General features: G+C 71.4%; 13 protein-coding genes. 8 read left to right on the top strand and 5 right to left on the bottom strand.

Features of this window, described 5'->3' with window-relative positions; genetic code table 11:
* Positions 1–40: 40 nt before the first annotated feature.
* Positions 41–502: a GNAT family N-acetyltransferase gene (locus IE134_RS24100; protein WP_179888298.1), complete on the top strand. Its 462-nt coding sequence runs from the start codon at positions 41–43 to the stop codon at positions 500–502.
* A 43-nt stretch (positions 503–545) separates the two neighbouring features.
* Here the strand turns inward: IE134_RS24100 and IE134_RS24095 are convergent, their stop codons facing one another.
* On the bottom strand, positions 546–1,034 hold the full coding sequence (locus IE134_RS24095) for a GNAT family N-acetyltransferase (RefSeq protein ID WP_189431676.1): 489 nt from the start codon (positions 1,032–1,034) through the stop codon (positions 546–548).
* Between the two features lie 50 nt (positions 1,035–1,084).
* Here IE134_RS24095 and IE134_RS24090 point away from each other — a divergent pair, with 50 nt between their 5' ends.
* A complete protein-coding gene (locus tag IE134_RS24090; protein ID WP_030710610.1) occupies positions 1,085–1,900 on the top strand; it encodes an exodeoxyribonuclease III in 816 nt (271 codons plus the stop codon).
* Positions 1,901–1,964: 64 nt separating this feature from the next.
* Here the strand turns inward: IE134_RS24090 and IE134_RS24085 are convergent, their stop codons facing one another.
* A complete protein-coding gene (locus tag IE134_RS24085) occupies positions 1,965–2,606 on the bottom strand; it encodes a MerR family transcriptional regulator (RefSeq protein WP_030710609.1) in 642 nt (213 codons plus the stop codon).
* 163 nt (positions 2,607–2,769) lie between these two features.
* Here IE134_RS24085 and IE134_RS24080 point away from each other — a divergent pair, with 163 nt between their 5' ends.
* The 4 genes from IE134_RS24080 (at position 2,770) to IE134_RS24065 (ending at position 6,522) form a co-directional block, all read left to right on the top strand.
* The gene (locus IE134_RS24080) at positions 2,770–4,368 is read left to right on the top strand and encodes a flavin-containing monooxygenase (protein WP_189431674.1); all 1,599 of its coding nucleotides are present in this window, start codon (positions 2,770–2,772) and stop codon (positions 4,366–4,368) included.
* On the top strand, positions 4,365–5,303 hold the full coding sequence (locus tag IE134_RS24075) for an alpha/beta fold hydrolase (RefSeq protein WP_189431672.1): 939 nt from the start codon (positions 4,365–4,367) through the stop codon (positions 5,301–5,303). The genes IE134_RS24080 and IE134_RS24075 overlap by 4 nt, the downstream gene beginning before the upstream one ends.
* Positions 5,300–6,193 (top strand): SDR family oxidoreductase, encoded by an 894-nt coding sequence (locus IE134_RS24070; protein WP_030710603.1) that lies wholly within the window; start codon positions 5,300–5,302, stop codon positions 6,191–6,193. The genes IE134_RS24075 and IE134_RS24070 overlap by 4 nt, the downstream gene beginning before the upstream one ends.
* Before the next feature lie 134 nt (positions 6,194–6,327).
* Complete coding sequence (locus IE134_RS24065; protein ID WP_010059661.1) at positions 6,328–6,522, top strand: hypothetical protein; 195 nt, start codon at positions 6,328–6,330, stop codon at positions 6,520–6,522.
* Between the two features lie 348 nt (positions 6,523–6,870).
* Here the strand turns inward: IE134_RS24065 and IE134_RS24060 are convergent, their stop codons facing one another.
* Both IE134_RS24060 and IE134_RS24055 read right to left on the bottom strand, forming a co-directional pair.
* Complete coding sequence (locus IE134_RS24060) at positions 6,871–8,010, bottom strand: Rieske 2Fe-2S domain-containing protein (protein ID WP_098895881.1); 1,140 nt, start codon at positions 8,008–8,010, stop codon at positions 6,871–6,873.
* A 128-nt stretch (positions 8,011–8,138) separates the two neighbouring features.
* Complete coding sequence (locus tag IE134_RS24055) at positions 8,139–11,531, bottom strand: S41 family peptidase (protein ID WP_098020455.1); 3,393 nt, start codon at positions 11,529–11,531, stop codon at positions 8,139–8,141.
* 170 nt (positions 11,532–11,701) lie between these two features.
* Here IE134_RS24055 and IE134_RS24050 point away from each other — a divergent pair, with 170 nt between their 5' ends.
* Both IE134_RS24050 and IE134_RS24045 read left to right on the top strand, forming a co-directional pair.
* Positions 11,702–12,274, top strand: coding sequence for a TetR/AcrR family transcriptional regulator (locus IE134_RS24050; protein WP_030710596.1), 573 nt, complete (start codon positions 11,702–11,704; stop codon positions 12,272–12,274).
* Between the two features lie 120 nt (positions 12,275–12,394).
* The gene (locus tag IE134_RS24045) at positions 12,395–14,626 is read left to right on the top strand and encodes an MMPL family transporter (protein WP_098895880.1); all 2,232 of its coding nucleotides are present in this window, start codon (positions 12,395–12,397) and stop codon (positions 14,624–14,626) included.
* A gap of 210 nt (positions 14,627–14,836) precedes the next feature.
* Here IE134_RS24045 and IE134_RS24040 read toward each other — a convergent pair.
* A partial coding sequence (locus IE134_RS24040) for an ABC transporter permease (RefSeq protein ID WP_189431670.1) occupies positions 14,837–15,496 on the bottom strand: 660 nt, incomplete at its 5' end.

Raw genomic sequence — 15,496 nt, 5'->3', positions numbered from 1 at the left:
CCGGGCCGGTTGTCAGTGGCGGGTGCCAGACTCGGTCGGCATGGAGAACAGCGTGCAGATCAGGGATGTCGTGCCCGAGGACCTGGAGGCGTTCCTCGCGTACGAGCACGATCCGGAGGCGGTCCGGCGGTCGCGGTTCGCTCCCCGGGAGAGGGACGCGTTCATGACGCACTGGAAGACGCGGGTGCTGGGGGATCCCGCCAACTTCGTGCAGACGGTCGTCGTGGACGGGGAGACGGCGGGGAGCATCGTGGCCTGGTGGGAGGAGGACCGGCGCTTCATCGGCTATTGGCTCGGCCGTGCGTACTGGGGCAGGGGCATCGGTACGCGGGCGCTGACCGCGTTCCTGGAGCGGGAGACGGCCCGCCCGCTGTACGCGGACCCCGCGGCCGGAAACACCGGTTCGGTACGCCTGTTGGAGAAGTGCGGGTTCACGGCGACCGGCACGGTGCGGCACGGGGAGGAGGAGCACGTGGTCCTGGTGCTCGGCGGGAGCACGTGACCGACAGCCCTGTCCGGGGTGCGTGACCGAACCGCCCGGCCCCCTACGGCTGCCGCAGCGGCTTCGCCATGCAGATGCTGCTGTCGTACGTCCGGTAGTGGCCGAACTTCACATCGCAGACGGTGTAACCGCACGAGGTGTACAGCGCGACCGCCTCGGGCTGCTGGTCGCCGGTCTCCAGGACCATCCTGGTCCGGCCCGCGGCCCGGGCGTCCTCCTCCAGGGCGGCGAGCATCCGCCGGGCCAGGCCCCGGCCCCGGCCCTCGGGGATCACGAACATCCGCTTGATCTCGGCGTCGCCGTCCTCGTAGCCGTCGGCGTTGAGGTTCTGGGTCCGCCAGCCGCCGGTCGCCACCGGGCGCTCCTGCTCGTCGTAGGCGAGCAGATACAGACCGTGCGGCGGTACGAACATCGACGGGTCGAGCGGTGTGACATCGCCCTCGTCGCCGTAGCGCACCGCGTATTCGAGCTGCACCTGGTCGTTGAGTTTGACGGCGTCGGGGTGGTCGAAGGAGCGAGGGTGAATAAGCATGCTGAATATCGTATATCTGTGCGTGGGGGTGGAGTAGGTACTGTTCGGGGATGCTGACCGTTACCAGTGTGAATGTTAATGGGCTCCGGGCCGCCGCCAAGAAGGGCTTCGCCGAGTGGCTGGCCGGGACCGACGCCGATGTGGTCTGCCTCCAGGAAGTGCGGGCCGAGCTCGCCCAGCTGCCCGAAGGGGTGGGCGCCCCCGAAGGGTGGCACACCGTCCACGCGCCCGCCGCCGCCAAGGGCCGCGCGGGAGTCTCGCTCTACTCGCGGCAGGCCCCCGAGCGGGTCCAGATCGGCTTCGGCGGCCACGGGGTGCCCGGGGCGGAGGAGTTCGACACGAGCGGCCGGTATGCGGAGATCGACCTTCCCGGGGTCACGGTCGCGAGCCTGTACCTGCCCTCCGGCGAGGTCGGCACCGAGCGCCAGGACGAGAAGGAGCGCTTCATGGCGGCCTTCCTGCCCTACCTCCAGGGTCTGAAGGCGCGGGCGGCCGCGGGCGGCCGCGAGGTCGTGGTCTGCGGTGACTGGAACATCGCCCACCAGGAGGCCGACCTGAAGAACTGGAAGGCCAACCGCAAGAGCTCCGGCTTCCTCCCCGAGGAGCGCGCCTGGCTGACCCGGGTCCTGGAGGAGGCCGCGTACGTGGACGTCGTACGGTCGCTGCACCCGGATGTCGAGGGGCCGTACAGCTGGTGGTCCTACCGGGGGCGGGCCTTCGACAACGACTCCGGCTGGCGCATCGACTACCAGATGGCCACCCCGGGGCTGGCCGGTCGTGCGGTGAAGGCCTGGGTCGAGCGGGCGGCCACGCACGGCGAGCGCTGGAGCGACCACGCGCCGGTGACCGTCGTCTACGAGCGGTAGTCCCGTCGCCGTCGTCCCCGAGCGGTAGGCCCCGCTTCGGGGGCGCTCGCGTCTCCGGGGGCGTCTACGCCTTCGGAGGCTGTGTACCGTCCTCGCGGCGCAGCCTCCGGTCCAGGGCCATCGACAGCTCCGCGTCCACCACCGCGCGGGCCAGGGGCCGGAGTTGGGCGGGTTCGGTCTCCTTCGCATGGGCATGCAGTACGCGTACGAAGATTTCCGCGAGCGCCTCCGCGTGCTCGCGGACGCGGCGGCCCGAGGAGAGCACCGTGGACAGCGGCACCCCTTCCCGTACGAGCTCGGCCGACACCTCCAGGAGGCGGCGGCTGATGTGCACGATCTCGTCCCCGTCGGTGGCGAGATAGCCGAGGTCCAGCGCGGCGGCGAGGTTCTCCGGGGTGACCTCGCCCTCGAAGTAGTCCGCGAGCTGCTCCGGGGTGAGCCGGACCGGGGTCTCCTCGGTCGGTTCGCCCAGGCCCAGCACCTCGGCGACATCGCGGCCGCTCTCGAAGGTGGCCGCCAGATCGGCGATGCCGTTGAGCGTGTGGCCGCGCTCCAGCAGGCCCGCGATGGTTCGCAGCCGGGCCAGGTGGTGGTCGTCGTACCAGGCGATCCGGCCCTCGCGGCGCGGTGGCGGGATCAGCCCGCGCTCCCGGTAGAAGCGCAGGGTCCGCACGGTGATGCCGGCCTCCTTGGCCAGCTCCTCCATGCGGTATTCGCGGTGCTCGCGTCCTTCAGCCACAGGGGCACCCTATGTTGTACCGCCGGTAACTTTCCTTGGTCCGCCCCCTACCCATCAGTACGGTCCTGCTCTACTCTCCGAACCATGCCAGTGATTGCTGGCAAAGTCGCGGACCGCGGGAGGCGGCAGCATGGCCCAGCAGGAGCACGTACGTGTGGCGGTGATCGGAACCGGATTCGGGGGCCTGGGGGCCGCCGTCCGGCTGCGCCGCGAAGGCATCACCGATTTCGTCGTCCTGGAGCGGGCCGGCTCGGTGGGCGGCACCTGGCGGGACAACAGCTATCCCGGCTGCGCCTGCGACGTACCGTCCCACCTCTACTCCTTCTCCTTCGCGCCCAACCCGGACTGGCCGCGCACCTTCTCCGGCCAGGAGCACATCCGGGCCTACCTGGAGCGCGTCGCCGACACCTTCGGGCTCCGCCCGCACATCCGGCTGAACCACGAGGTGAAGCTGATGAGCTGGGACAAGGAGAACCTGTACTGGGTGATCGAGTCCGCCAACGGGTCGGTGCTCCGCGCGGATGTCGTCGTCTCCGCCACCGGGCCGCTCTCCGACCCCAAGATGCCCGACATACCCGGGCTCGACTCCTTCCCCGGCAAGGTCTTCCACTCCGCGCGCTGGGACCACGACTACGACCTGGCCGGCAAGCGGGTCGCGATGGTCGGCACCGGCGCCTCCGCGATCCAGATCGTCCCCGCGATACAGCCGAAGGCCGCGAAGCTCACGCTCTTCCAGCGCACCCCGCCGTGGGTCATGCCGCGCATGGACCGCACCATCAGCAAGGCCGAGCGCGCGCTCCACCGGGCGGTCCCCGTCACCGGCACCGCGCGCCGCGGACTGCTGTGGGGCATACGGGAGTTGCAGGTCAGCGCCTTCACCAAGCACCCCGACCAGCTGGGCCTGGTGGAGACGATAGCCAAGTCCAACATGGCGCGGGCCATCAAGGACCCGGCCCTGCGGGCCAAGCTGACCCCCGACTACCGCATCGGCTGCAAGCGGATCCTGCTCTCCAGCACCTACTACCCGGCGCTCGCCCAGCCCAACGTGGACGTGGTCGCCTCCGGGCTCAGCGAGATACGCGGCTCCACGGTCGTCGCCGCCGACGGCACCGAGGCCGAGGTCGACGCGATCATCTTCGGCACCGGCTTCCATGTGACGGACATGCCGATCGCCGAGCGGGTCGTCGGAGCGGAGGGCATCACCCTCGCCGAGACCTGGAAGGACGGGATGAACTCGCTGCGCGGCGCGACCGCCTCCGGGTTCCCCAACTGGATGACGATCATCGGCCCCAACACGGGCCTCGGGAACTCCTCGATGATCCTGATGATCGAGTCCCAGCTGAACTACATGGCCGACTACCTCCGCCAGTTGAACGTGCTGGGCGGACGCGCCGCGCTCGACGCCCGGTCGGCCTCCGTCACCGCGTGGAACGACAAGGTCCAGCAGCGGATGAAGCGCACGGTGTGGAACACCGGCGGCTGCACCAGCTGGTACCTGGACGAGGCGGGCCGCAACACCACCGTCTGGCCGGGCACGACGGGTGAGTTCCGGCGGCAGACCCGGTCGGTGGACCTCGCGGAGTACGACGTCGTCCGGGCCGGGGCTACAGGGGGTGAGCGGCGGGCCGTCGGCACCGGACGCGTCCCCGAGCAGCCCGGGCGTACCGACCGCGAGACCGTGACCGCCGCCGCTGAGGCCGGGCCCGTCGCCGAGGAGGCCACGCGATGAGCCGGCTCCTGCACCGCGACACCGTCCCGCCCGTGCCCGCCGCCGAGCTGACCGCACGCTCCGCCGACGGGGCGCGGATCCATGTCGAACTGCACGGCCCCGAGGACGCGCCCGCCGTCGTCCTCGCCCACGGCTGGACCTGCAACACCCGCTTCTGGGACGCCCAGATCCGCGACCTGGCCGCCGACCACCGCGTCATCGCCTACGACCAGCGCGGCCACGGACTCACCCCCGAGCCCGGACCCGGCGGCTACAGCACGAACGCCCTGGCCGACGACCTCGAAGCGGTCCTCGCCGCGACGCTCGCCCCGGGGCAGAAGGCGGTGCTCGCCGGGCACTCGATGGGCGGGATGACCGTGATGGCGGCGGCCTCCCGCCCCGGGGTGCGCGAGCATGCCGCCGCCGTGCTGCTCTGTTCCACCGGCAGTACGCGGCTGGCCGCCGAGGCCCTGGTCCTGCCGCTTCGCGCGGGGGCGCTGCGGACCCGGCTCACCACCGCCGTACTGGGCGCGAAGGCCCCCCTCGGGCCGGTGAACCCGGTCTCCAGGAAGATCCTCAAGTACGCGACGATGGGACGGGGTTCGGCACCGGACCGGGTCGACGCCTGCGCCCGGATCGTGCACGCCTGCCCGCGCCGCGCCCGGGTGGAGTGGGGCCATGTGCTCGGCGAGCTGGATCTCGCGGCGGCCGTACGGGAGTTGCGGATGCCGACCGCGGTGATCGCCGGCACGGACGACCGGCTGACCCCGCCGGTCCACGCGCGGGCCATCGCGGACGCCCTGCCGGTCGGCCTCGGCCTGACCGAGCTGACGGGCATGGGACACATGACGCCGGTCGAGGCCCCGGAGGCCGTTTCGGCGAAAATCAGGGAGCTGGTCACCCGGTACGTCACCACGGGCGCGGCCGCCACGGCGGAGAAGGAGGATGTCGCATGAGCGGCAAGCGGAATCTGGAGGGCCAGGTCGTCGTCGTCACCGGCGCGGCCCGGGGCGTGGGCGAGCTGCTCGCCCGCAAGCTGTCCGCACGCGGGGCGACCCTCGCGCTCGTCGGCCTGGAGCCGGACGAGCTGAAGCAGGTCTCCGACCGGCTGCACGGCGAGAGCGACCACTGGTTCGCCGACGTCACCGACCACGAGGCGATGGCCCAGGTGGCGCGCGAGGTCAAGGAACGATTCGGCAAGGTCGACGTGGTCGTCGCCAACGCGGGCGTCGCCGCGGGCGGACCGTTCGCCGACTCCGACCCGGCCGCCTGGCGGCGGGTCATCGAGGTCAACCTCATCGGCGGCGCGGTCACCGGGCGGGCCTTCCTGCCGGTGCTCATGGAGAGCCGCGGCTACTTCCTGCAGATAGCGTCGCTGGCCGCGATCACCCCGGCCCCGATGATGACCGCGTACTGCGCGTCCAAGTCGGGCGTCGAGGCCTTCGCGCACAGCCTGCGTGCCGAGGTCGGCTACAAGGGCGTCAAGGTCGGCGTCGGCTACCTCTCCTGGACCGACACCGACATGGTGCGCGGCGCGGACCAGGACGACGTGATGCGCGAGCTGCGGCAGCGGCTGCCGTGGCCGATGAACCGCACCTACCCGCTCGGCCCGGCCGTCGACCGGATCGTGGACGGCATCGCGCGGCGTTCCCCGCACGTCTACGCCCAGTGGTGGCTGCGCGGGATGCAGTCGGTCCGGGGCTACCTGCCCTCGGTCATCGCGCTCGGCGGACAGCGCGAGATGCGGCGCTTCGAACCGCGCCTCCACACTGTGTCCAAGGGCTTGGTGGGGGCCGGGGGAGCGGCGGACCAGGACGCGCGTGCGGAGCGTGCGGACCGGGCGTAACGGGGCGGACGGGCAACACCTCACGGTGGGTAACGGTCCGAAATGCGCGGGATGTCGGGGCGTGTAACGCTGAGCACGGCCCCGCTGGGGGCCACCCCCACATCCGTCCCACGCATCCCACAGGAGTGAACAGCATGGGTATCGCAGACCAGTTCAAGGACAAGGCGCAGGAGCTCGCCGACCAGGCCAAGCAGAAGGCCGGCCAGGGCAAGGACCAGGCCAAGGAGCGCGGCCAGCAGGCCCGCGACCAGCGGTCGGACTCCTCCTCGGGCATGCAGGACCGTGCCCAGGACGCTGCGGACCAGGCGCGCGAGCGTTTTGACCGTTGACGGTCGTTGAGGTGTGACGCGTACGTGCTGCGGTCAGCGCGTGCGTACGCGTCGCGTCAGGAGGCGCACCCGGATTGCCGGGTGCGCCTCCTTCTTTGCGCGGGGCCGCCCTCCCCGGGGCGCGGGTCAAAAGATGTCCTCAAGCGCCGGACGGGCTGAAAAGATGCCCTCAATCGCCGGGCGGGCTGGGGGTGTCGGACGGGCTGGGGGTGTCGGGCGGGGTTGGAAAGGATGCCCTCCCACCCTGGGGGTGCCGGACGGGCTGGAAGGATGCCCTCGAACTCCGGGGTGTCGGGCGGGCTGATTCAACCCAGCCCGTCCGGCGATTGAGGACATCTTTGGCCCGGGTCAGGGCACCAGGCCCTCGCAGGGGCGGGTGTCCGCCGTGGTGCGCGGGGCGAGCGGGACGCCGTTCGTGCGCAGGACGTCGCGGACGTCCAGGATCAGGCTGAAGACCTCGTGGTTGCGGTCCTCGCCCTGCTCGTCCCACGCCCGCTGCTCCGCCTCGACGGCCATGCGGTCCTCCGCGAAGACCCGTTCGGTGAAGTGCCGGATGAACGGCCAGGCCACGCTCAACGCGGCGGGGATCCTCGGCTTCTCGATCATGAGCAGCCCGTACGCGTGGCAGACGCGCTGCTCCGCGTCCTCGGGGACGTACACCGCCCAGAGGCGCAGCGCCGGGTGGTCGGCCTTCTCCGGGACCAGGTCCAGCGTCTGGTAGGGGTACTCGGTGCGGATCGTCATGACGTCGCTGGACGGCTGGCCGCCCAGGCCCTCCGCGGCGAGCAGGCTCGCGCTGCGGTTGCGCTTGCCGCCGGTGTGCGTGAACAGGTAGCGGGCCTCCACCGAGGCCGGGCCGCTCTCGTACCCCAGCAGCTTCGGCTGGAGCTTGCCGACCACGCCCCGGTGCAGGAACTGGTGGTTCATGTCGAGCAGGTTCTCGTGCAGGAACGAGTAGTGGCAGCGCACCGTCCGGGAGAACGTCATCGTCCTGTAGCGCGGTGAGGCGAAGGCCGGTACGTCCGGCAGCGGGGTGACCGCCGCCTTCTCCGGGTCGCCCGGGAAGACGAACACCAGGCCGTACGCCTCGCGCACCGGATAGGCCCGCACACCGCGCGGCGGCCGGGCGTCGCCCTTGGCGAGGTAGGGGATCTGCGAGATGCGGCCGTCGCCTCGGTAGGCCCACGCGTGGTAGCAGCAGCGGAGCGTCTCGCCGTCCACGACGCCCATGCTCAGCGGCACCTGCCGGTGGGCACACCGGTCCTCCAGCGCGTGGACGGTACCGCTCCGGGCGCGGTAGAGCGCGATGCGCTCCCCGGCGAACACGGCCGCGGCCACCCCTTCCTTCCGTACGCTCCGGGAGAGGGCGACCGGGTACCAGAAGTCCGGGTTGGCCCCGATCCGCCGCAGGTCGGGCGGGGCGGGGGCCGCGCCGGGGTCCTCCCCGGGCCGGCCGCGGGCGATCTGGTCCGAGCGGTTCTCGGTCATGCGTCTCCCTCGTATGTGGGCAGCCCCTTCCATCGTGTCCGCCGCCCACGCGCGAGCGCCCGCCCGGAACGCCCGGACGGGTGCTCACCTCCCACGCACGGGGGACCCCGGGCCGGTGTGACCGGCCGTCACCTCGGGGGGAGTGGTGGCCTGCGCAGGTCGGGGGCCGTGTCGTACGACGGGGGCGTAGCCGCCGGGTGGGCCGCCAGCAGGTCCAGCGCCAGGCGGACCGCGTCGTCCAGGACCGCGTACCGGCCCTCCGCCCAGTCCAGCGGGGTGCGCAGGGCCTCCACGTCCGGCTCCACGCCGTGGTTCTCCACCGACCAGCCGTAGGTGTCGAACCAGGCGGCGTTCATCGGGACCGTGATCGACGTGCCGTCGCCGAGCCGGTGGCGGCCGGTCATCCCGACCACCCCGCCCCACGTGCGCTGGCCCACCACGGGCCCCATCTTCAGCAGCCGGAACGCGGCGGTGATCATGTCGCCGTCCGAGGAGGTCGCCTCGTCCGCCAGCGCCACCACCGGGCCGCGCGGCGCGTTGGAGGCGTAACTGACCGCCTGCGCGTTACGGGTCAGGTCCCAGCCGAGGATCGTGCGGGTGAGCTTCTCCACGACCAGCTCGCTGATGTGGCCGCCCGCGTTGCCCCGTACGTCCACGATGAGCGCGGGCCGGGCCACCTCAAGGCGCAGGTCCCGGTTGAACTGGGCCCAGCCCGATCCGCCCAGGTCCGGGATGTGCAGATAGCCGCACTTCCCGCCGCTCAACTCCCGTACCACGTCACGGCGTTTGGCCACCCAGTCCTGGTAGCGCAGCGGGCGCTCGTCCACCAGCGGCATGATCGCCACCCGGCGGGACGGGCCGCCGCCCGCCGGGGAGAACGTCAGCTCCACCGTGGTGCCGCCCGCCGCTGTCAGCAGCGGGTACGGGCCCGCCACCGGGTCCACCGGCCGGCCGTCGACATGGGTGAGGACCGCCCCCTCCCTGATCCCCGTACCCGCGAGCGGTGAACGCGCCTTGGAGTCCGAGGAGTCGCCGGGCAGGATGCGCTGGATGGTCCACGCGCCGTCCCGGCAGACGAGGTTGGCGCCGAGCAGGCCGATCGCCCGCTGGTAGTGCGGCGGGCCCTCGTTGCGGCGGGCGGGGGAGACGTACGCGTGCGAGGTGCCCAGCTCGCCCAGCACCTCGCGCAGCAGATCCGCGAACTCGTCGGGGGACGCGACCCGTTCGACCAGCGGGCGGTACTGGTCCAGCACCCCGTTCCAGTCGATGCCGCACATGTCCGGTTCCCAGAAGTAGTCGCGGATGATCCGGCCCGCTTCCCCGTACGCCTGCCGCCACTCCGCCCCCGGGTCGACCTCGTGCAGGATCCGGCGCAGGTCCAGGTAGACCGTGGTGTCGCCGTCGCCGGGCTCGGTGGCGGGGAGGGCGCGCAGTTCGCCGTCGTCCATCACGACGAGGCGCGAGCAGTCGCCGCTGACCGCGAACCAGTCCAGGTGGTCGACCAGTTCGGTCCTGCGGGCCTTCGCGATGTTGAAGTGTTCCAGGGTGGGCCGCCCCGACATGTCGGCCGGGTTCGCGAACGTCTCGCCCAGCGCGCCCGAGATCGGCCAGCGCAGCCAGACCAGACCGCCGCCGCTCACGGGGGCGAGCGCCGAGTACTTGGAGGCGGAGACCGGGAACGGCGTCACCCGGCTCTCCAGCCCCTCGAACTCCACCATCACCGTCGACCCCTCCGACGTACTCCCGTCCGGCACGTCCACCGGGTCCAGGCCGCCCGCCGCCGGGCGTCCGTCGGGTGAGAGCGCGAAGGGGGACGGGGTCGCCGAGGAGAGCGGGACCAGATACGGGCGGCAGCCGAGCGGGAAGGAGAGGTCGCCGGTGTGGACGTCGTACACCGGGTCGAAGCCGCGCCAGGACAGGAACGCCAGATAGCGGCCGTCCTCCGTGAAGACCGGGTTCTCGTCCTCGAAGCGGCCGTTGGTGACGTCCACGATCACCGGGGCGCCGGGGCCGGAGATCCGGGCCAGCTTGATCTGCCGCAGCGAGCGGCCGACGCCCGGGTGCGACCAGGTCAGCCAGTCGCCGTCGGGGGAGAAGGCCAGATCGCGGACCGGGCCGTTGACCGAGCGGATCAGCTCGCTGAGCCCGGGGTGCTCATCGACCGGAACGGCGCTGTCCGGGGTCGCCGCGCCGGTGGCCGCGTGCAGATCGGCGCGGGTCGAGCCGCTGGGGGCCCTCTCCACGGGCTCCACCGGTTCCGTCTCCGTCTCCTCCTCGCCCGTGTCCAGGAGCAGCAGGCGGCCGTCGTTCGAGGCGATGGCCAGGCGCTCCCCGTCCGGGTCGGAGATCATCTCCTGGACCCGGCCCAGCAGCCCGGAGGCCAGCCTGCGCGGTGGGCGGTCGCCGCTGGCGCGCGGCAGATAGGCGATCTCGACCGCGTCCGGGCCGTCCGCGTCGGTGACGTACGCGACCTGCCCGCCGCTGCCGAGCATCTCCGGCAGCCGCACCCGTACGCCCGGGGTGTCGGCGATGGTGCGGGCGGGGCCGTCGCGGTGGGTGAGCCAGTAGAGGCTGCCGCGTACGGTGACGGCGCTGGCCCGGCCCGTCTCGTCGACGGAGAGCGAGTCGACGTTGCTGGCGGCGGGCACCTGGTGGACGCGGCGGCCGGTGCGCGGGCCCCCGAGGCGCACCTCCAGTTTGCGCGGGGTGGCGTCGGGCGACTCCAGGTCCTCCACCAGCCACAGCTCGCCCGCGCACTGGTAGATCACCCGGTGCCCGTCGCTGGAGGCGTTGCGGGCGTAGAAGGCGTCGTGGTCGGTGTGGCGGCGCAGGTCGGTGCCGTCCGTCCGGCAGGAGTAGAGGTTGCCGACGCCCTGGTGGTCGGAGAGGAACGCGATGCGGCGGCCGACGAACATCGGGTTGGCGAGGTGCCCGTCGATGTCCGGGAGCAGCCGCTCGCCGTGCAGCCACAGGCGGCCCATGGCCCCGCCCCGGTAACGCTTCCAGGCAGCCGGCTCGTGCGGGGGCGTGCCGGTGAGCAGCAGGGTGCGGCGCTCGCCGTCGATGTCGGCGACCGCGATGTCGGAGACCGGGCCCCAGGGGAGCCTGCCGCCGGGGCTGCCGTCGGTCGGGACGCTGTAGGCCCAGGAGAAGTACGAGAACGGCTGGTTGTGCGAGGAGACGGCGAGGATCTGGCATGCCTCGCCCGGATCGGGGCTCCAGCCGCAGACCCGGGCGTCCGTCGAGCCCCAGTAGGTGAGCCGGCGCGCCGGGCCGCCGTCCACCGGGGCGAGGTGGATCTCGGGGTCCAGGGTCCGCCAGGTCGTGTAGGCGATGGAGGTGCCGTCGGGCGAGAAGCGGGGATGGCTGACCCGGGTCCGGTCGACGGTCACCCGCCAGGCGCGTCCGGGCCGGTGCCCCGCGGCGGCGAGGGGGGCGACCCAGAGATCGTCCTCGGCCGCGAAGCACAGCAAGTCCTGGTGGAGGTGCGGGAAACGGAGATACGCGACGTCGTCACTCACCCCCCAATGTTTTCGGTGCGGGGGGCCCGGGGCAACTTGTGGTGCAGGACACAAGCGAAACGATTTCGTTTCGCTGGCGGATGGGGGTACGGTTCAGGTGTACGAAACGGTTTCGTTCGATGCTGAGTGAAGCCGTCGGCAGGGGAAACGAGCGCGAAGGAGGTCGGCACATGGCACGCACCAGGCTGACCCCCGAGCGTGAGGGCGAGCTCTACGAGGCCGTCCTCGACCTGCTCCGCGAGGTCGGTTACGACGCCCTGACCATGGACGCCGTCGCCGCCCGTACCCGTTCGAGCAAGGCCACCCTCTACCGCCAGTGGGGCTCCAAGCCCGAGCTGGTCGCGAAGGCGCTGCGGCACAACAAGCCGGGGAACCTCGCGGACATCGACACCGGTTCGCTGCGCGGGGACTTCCATACCGCGCTGAGCCGGACCGACGACTGCCAGATGGAGAAGGACGCCGCGCTGATGCGGGGTCTGAGCCATGCCGTCCACGAGTACCCCGAGCTGCTCCAGGCCCTGCGCGAGCTGCTGATCGAACCGGAGATGACCGGGTTCGACCAGATGCTGCAACGGGCGGTGGACCGGGGTGAGCTGCGTCCGGACAATCCGGCGCTGAAGTACATCCCGCACATGCTGGTCGGCGCGCTGGCCGCCCGGCAGCTGATCGAGGACCGTCCTGTCGACCAGGCGTTCCTCGTCGATTACGTGGACTCCGTGGTTCTCCCCGCCCTCGGCGTCTGACGTCCCCGCACCACCTGCACGGCCTCTCCCCGAAGCTCCACCTGACACGCCGCTCTCGTCGTCGGGCTGGTTCCTCATGCCCGATTTCCACTCATACGACCTGACCGGGAGTACGCCCCCGTGGCCACTTTCCTCTACAAGCTCGGACGGCTCACCTTCCGCCGCCGCGGCTTCGTCGCCCTGATCTGGGTGGCGTTGCTGGCGGTCGCCGGAATCGGTGCGGCCACCGCGTCCACCGCCACCTCCAGTTCCTTCTCCATCCCCGGTACGGAGGCGCAGCGCGCCTTCGACCTCCTGGAAGAGCGCAACCCCGGCGGCAGTGCCGACGGCGCGACCGCCCGGGTCGTCTTCCAGGCGCCCGAGGGCGAGAAGGTGACCGACGCCGAGAACAAGCGCGAGATCACCGGGATCGTCAAGGAGCTGCAGTCCGGCTCGGACCAGATCGCGGGGGTCGCCGACCCCTTCCAGCAGAAGGCGGTGAGCCAGAACGGCTCGACCGCGTACATCTCGGTCTCCTACAAGGTCAACTCCATGGAGCTGACCGACGCGACCCGGGACGCCCTGGAGGACGCGGGCAAGGATGCCGAGAAGAGCGGCATGAAGGTGGAGATCGGCGGTGACGCCCTCCAGGTCATGCCGCACACCGGGACCGCCGAGATCATCGGCGTCGTCATCGCGGCGATCGTCCTCGTCATCACCTTCGGTTCGCTGATCGCGGCGGGACTGCCGCTGGTGACCGCGCTCGTCGGGGTCGGCATCGGGGTCTCCACGATCACCGCGCTGGCCAGCGTGATGGACCTGGGCTCCACCACCTCGATCCTCGCCATGATGATCGGCCTCGCGGTCGGCATCGACTACGCCCTCTTCATCGTCTCCCGCTACCGCGCCGAACTGGCGGAGGGCCGGGAGCGCGAGGAAGCCGCCGGGCGGGCCGTGGGCACCGCCGGTTCCGCGGTCGTCTTCGCGGGCCTGACCGTGGTCATCGCCCTGGCCGGCCTCGCCGTCGTCAACATCCCGATGCTGACGAAGATGGGCCTCGCCGCCGCCGGTACGGTCGCCATCGCCGTCCTCATCGCGCTCACCCTCGTCCCGGCCGCCCTCGGCTTCGCGGGCAAGCGGATCATGGGGCGCAAGGCCCGTAAGGCCGCCGAGATGGAGAAGAGCCCCGAGGCCAAGCCGAACATGGGCACCCGCTGGGCGCGGTTCGTGCTGCGCAAGCCGGTCTGGGTCATGCTCGTCGGCGTCCTCGGCCTCGGCATCGTCGCCGTACCGGCCGCCTCGCTGGAGATGGGCCTGCCCGACGACGGCGCCCAGCCGAAGTCGACCACGCAGCGCCAGGCGTACGACATGCTCTCGGACGGCTTCGGCCCCGGGTTCAACGGTCCGCTGATGGTCGTCACCGACACCAAGAACAGCTCCGACGGCAAGGCCGCCGCCAACCGGGTCGCCGAGGAGATCGAGGCGCTCGGCGTCAGCGCCGTCCTCCCGCCCGCCTTCAACAAGGCCGGCGACACCGCGACGATCACGGTCATCCCGAAGGACCGCCCGTCCTCCCACGCCACGGAGGAGGTCGTCCACGACATCCGTGACGTGGGCAAGGACATCAAGGCCGACACCGGGGCCGAGGTCCTGGTCACCGGCGCCACCGCGATGAACATCGACTTCTCGCAGAAGATGAACGACGCGCTGCTGCCCTACCTGGCGCTCGTCGTCGGCCTCGCGTTCCTGCTGCTGATGCTGGTCTTCCGCTCGATCCTCGTCCCGCTGAAGGCGGCCCTGGGCTTCCTGCTCTCGGTGGTCGCGGCCCTCGGCGCGGTCGTCGCGGTCTTCCAGTGGGGCTGGCTCGGCTCGCTCTTCGGCGTCGAGCAGACCGGTCCGATCATGAGCATGATGCCGATCTTCATGGTCGGTGTGGTCTTCGGACTCGCGATGGACTACGAGGTCTTCCTCGTCACCCGGATGCGCGAGGCGTACGTCCACGGCGAGAGCCCGGGCCAGGCCATCGTGACCGGCTTCAAGCACGGCGCACGGGTGGTCACGGCCGCAGCGGTGATCATGATGGCGGTCTTCTCCGGCTTCATCGGCTCCAGCGAGCAGATGATCAAGATGATCGGCTTCTCGCTCGCCATCGCCGTCCTCTTCGACGCCTTCGTGGTGCGCATGGCGATCGTGCCCGCCGTCCTGGCTCTGCTCGGCAAGAAGGCCTGGTGGCTGCCGCGCTGGCTGGACCGGGCGCTGCCCAACGTGGACGTGGAGGGCGAGAAGCTGCAGAAGCAGCTGACTGACGCGTCCGGTTCCGCAGGGTCCGGTGACGGCGGCGGCGAGGGTGAGCGTGAGCTCGTCCGCGTCTGACCCGTCCGTCCTGACGGAGTCCTCCCAGCTCCGGGTCCGCGTCTGAGCGGAGCGTGGCCCCGGAAGCGCCGGTTACCTGTGGGGACGGGGACCGGGGCAAGCGAAAGCCCCCGTGCGAGCGGCACGGGGGCTTTCCTCTTGCCCGCGGGCTTTCTGGGTGCGGGCTTTCCCTTGTGTACGGGTGAGGCGCGGGCGGGGCGCCGCACGTGATCAGCGCGCCGCCGGGTCGCGGCGGAAGAGGGACTTCGACCACAGGTAGCCGAGTACGGCCAGGGCCAGGCTCCAGCCGACGGCGAGCCAGCCGTTGTGGCCGATCTCGGTGCCGAGCAGCAGGCCGCGCAGGGTCTCGATGACCGGGGTGAAGGGCTGGTACTCGGCGATCGGCCGGAACCAGCCCGGCATGGTGTCCGCCGGGATGAAGGCGCTGGAGATGAGCGGCAGGAGGATCAGCGGCTGTGCGCTGTTGGCGGCCGCCTCCGCGTTCGGGCTGGCCATGCCCATCCCGACCGCGATCCAGGTGAGCGCCAGGGCGAACAGCGTGACCAGCCCGAAGGCGGCCAGCCACTCCAGGGCGGTGGTGTCGACGGACCGGAAGCCGATGGCCGCGGCCACGGCGCCGACGACGACGAGGCTCGCGAGGATCTGTAGCACGCTGCCGACGACATGACCGATGATCACGGAACCGCGATAGATGGCCATGGTGCGGAAGCGGGCGATGATGCCCTCGGCCATATCGGTGGAGACGGACACCGCGGCCCCGATGACGGTGGAGCCGATGGTCATCATCAGGATGCCCGGGACGATGTAGGCGATGTAAGCGGAGCGGTCGGCCCCCGCGCCGCCGATGCCGGCGCTCATGACGTCGCCGAA

This window comes from Streptomyces rubiginosohelvolus (assembly GCF_014649875.1).
Lineage (GTDB): Bacteria > Actinomycetota > Actinomycetes > Streptomycetales > Streptomycetaceae > Streptomyces > Streptomyces rubiginosohelvolus.
This window is presented reverse-complemented; position numbering and strand designations above follow the sequence as displayed.